The organism is Alphaproteobacteria bacterium (assembly GCA_035625915.1).
Classification (GTDB): domain Bacteria; phylum Pseudomonadota; class Alphaproteobacteria; order JACZXZ01; family JACZXZ01; genus DATDHA01.
Genome location: DASPOR010000222.1, coordinates 1 through 2530, shown reverse-complemented (window position 1 = coordinate 2530; position 2530 = coordinate 1). Strand labels below are relative to the sequence as shown.

Genomic DNA, 2530 nt, shown 5'->3' with positions numbered 1-2530 from the left:
GCTTGATCATCGTTGGTCGTCTGCCATGCGGAAATGAGGCTCGACACGCGCCTCGATATGAAACCTGAAGAGTGTGCCATCGGTTCCGCGCGTCGTGGGGGCGAAGAAGCGAACGTTGGTCAGGTGCCCCGAGTGTTCGAGCGGAGCGATCAGCGACGGCGCATCGCTAGTCAACCCGATCATGCGCAAGGTGGTGTTTTCGAGGTGCAGCTCCGTCAGATAAGCGGCATCGGGAAGCGCCCGCGATACCGCCTCAATGACGATCGCAGCCGTCGGCGATGCCTCTTTCTCGTACCACGCCCGTTCGTTGGGATTGAGCAACGCGATCGATTGCGGCGTCCTCGGACCATCGATTTGACGCTGCAGCATTTTGGTGTGGGCCGCGATGTCCTCGCTTTCATCGCCAATGGAAACAGCCGAGATCAGCGCCCACAGGCTCAGACTAGAGCTTACGAGGATCACCGCGGAAATGCCCGCGCCGATACGCCAGCGTAGGCGCCCGAGGTCTTGCTGCGAGGCGGCCGCAAGCCGCGACCATAAGGTTATAGGCTTCGCCGTTTCAGCGTTGCGCTGAACCGTCACGACGCGGTCGACCACCAATCCAATCGCGGCAAGCTTTTCGCGAACAGCATCGATGGCAGCACGGGACGCGATGAGAACGCGGACATCGAGGACTGTCGGATCCTCAACGCTGACGTCGGCATCGAAGCCACAGGCGCTTTGATCAGCGCGCCACGGAGAAAGACGCTCGATCTTATTGTGGACGATTCCGGGGAGAAACTCGCGCGCCTGGGCCGGAACGGAAATCCGCCGCACCGCGACATCATCGGCGGGAAGTTCGAAAATAACGAGGCTGTCGCGGGCGGCCCGCATCATCTCGGGAGATAGTGGCGTGCCGGCCGCGAGCACGGTCCCGTCGAGCTCGTCCGGCCGTTCGAACCGAATGTCGGTCCCGGATGTCGATTGCACTTTGCGCACGGTGAAATGATCGTCTTCGCACGCAATAATCAAAGGCCGCCGGGCGCGCCACGCCTCGTAGCAGGCGAAGTACACGGAAGCCAGAACCTCTATCCATCGTCGCAAGAACGTGGGAATTTGCATGATCGTGACCGCGATTTATGGGCTCCCGTCCCGCTAGCGGAGCGTCGAAGGTGGCAGCGGCGTCCACACCAGGATCCGATAAGGTTGGCTATCTTGGGGCATGAGCACCATCACGGCCCGGGCCGCCGCCGCGTAGCCATCTGGAAGCGTTTCCGCAAGTTCGACCCCCACGACCTGCTCACGCTTCGTTGCAAGAAAGCGTTGTGCCGGTCCCAAAGTCGCGCCAATTCGCTCATCGGCCGGAGAGGCGCGGCGGGCGGCGAGGAAGGACGCAAGTTGCACACGGTCGACGCCCGGCAAAGCAGCAATCACGGCGGCTGGTGCCGTTAGCGGGTTTACGGTTTGAGCGCCGAATACGGTCGTGAGCGGCGCCATGGCGGCGACCCATTGGGGGGCCACTCCGGGAACTTGGGCGATCTCGAGAACATCGGCGAAAGGCTGGCCTGTATCCGTGCCCAGGCTTTTCGCGAGCGTGTTGCTTGCAGGGGCGGTCGCACCCGGCGGCGCGCTATTGTTGCGATTGCGCCATTGAACGATCCGCTGCGCCGCATCATTCGCCTGCGCTTCGGGCGCACCGACGGAACGCAACAGGGCTGCCAGGACCTCCGCCGGCGCCTTACCGACGTCGATACGTCCCCCCTCGTCGCTCAAGCGGGCGCGAACCGCACCGGTGGAAAGATTGACGATGGTTTCGAGCTCGGTAAACGGTGCTGAACTCGCGACCATACTGGCAGCCACCTCGAGCCCAGCGGTGAACAGGGCTTCGCCCTGCACGCGATCTCGTCCGATCGCCGCGATGCCAGCGAACCCGCGGAAGCTCACCGATGCCGCCATTGCAAGTGCCGACAACAAGGCAATCGACCACAGCACCATCACCAGCACCACGCCTCGGCGTCGATCAGGATCCGTCATGGCGACTTCCCCCCGGATCCGGGCGAACCGGCGGCAGCCTGCAGCGCTTGCGTTAGACAACCGGGATTGGCGTCGGACCGACCACAGGCGGCGGGTGCATCGGCACGTACCACGAAATCTGTTTCGCCGAGCAGATCGAGGCCGGTTCCACGGTCGCGCAGAATCAGCCTTACGAAGCGCGGCAGCGCCGATTTGTCCCCCCAGTTTTCATTCCACTCGAGCGCGCCATTGGGCAGGATGCGCCCGAACACGAAGGAGATATCGACTTTGCCTTCGATCAGAACGACCTCGTCGCGCGGCGAAACATCCTCGGGGTGCATCCGCGACCCGGTCCACGGCGAGCGGCGTCGCACCAAGCGCGTTGCATCGCCGGCCAGCTCGATCGTCAGGGTGACGACCTCCTCTCCTTGAGGTCCGGCCATGACGCCTCCGTTTCCGACGAAGACGACCTTGGCTGGCGCCTCGGCGCTCGCCCGCGCGGCCGTAAAGGCCACCGCCGGTCCGCTCCCCGTGGTCC

Annotated in this window: 3 protein-coding genes; all 3 read right to left on the bottom strand. The window is 63.8% G+C overall.

Features of this window, described 5'->3' with window-relative positions:
* Window positions 1-6: 6 nt before the first annotated feature.
* Window positions 7-1101, bottom strand: a complete 1095-nt coding sequence (locus VEJ16_18130) for a PilN domain-containing protein (protein ID HYB11581.1) — start codon at window positions 1099-1101, stop codon at window positions 7-9.
* Window positions 1102-1134: 33 nt separating this feature from the next.
* On the bottom strand, window positions 1135-2013 hold the full coding sequence (locus tag VEJ16_18125; protein HYB11580.1) for a hypothetical protein: 879 nt from the start codon (window positions 2011-2013) through the stop codon (window positions 1135-1137).
* A partial coding sequence (locus tag VEJ16_18120; protein ID HYB11579.1) for a prepilin-type cleavage/methylation domain-containing protein occupies window positions 2010-2530 on the bottom strand: 521 nt, incomplete at its 5' end. The genes VEJ16_18120 and VEJ16_18125, both read right to left, overlap by 4 nt.

Bases quoted from the DNA above. Each gene is read 5' to 3' on its own strand.
- VEJ16_18125 (HYB11580.1), bottom strand. From the start codon at position 2,013: ATGACGGATCCTGATCGACGCCGAGGCGTGGTGCTGGTGATGGTGCTG.
- VEJ16_18130 (HYB11581.1), bottom strand. From the start codon at position 1,101: ATGCAAATTCCCACGTTCTTGCGACGATGGATAGAGGTTCTGGCTTCC.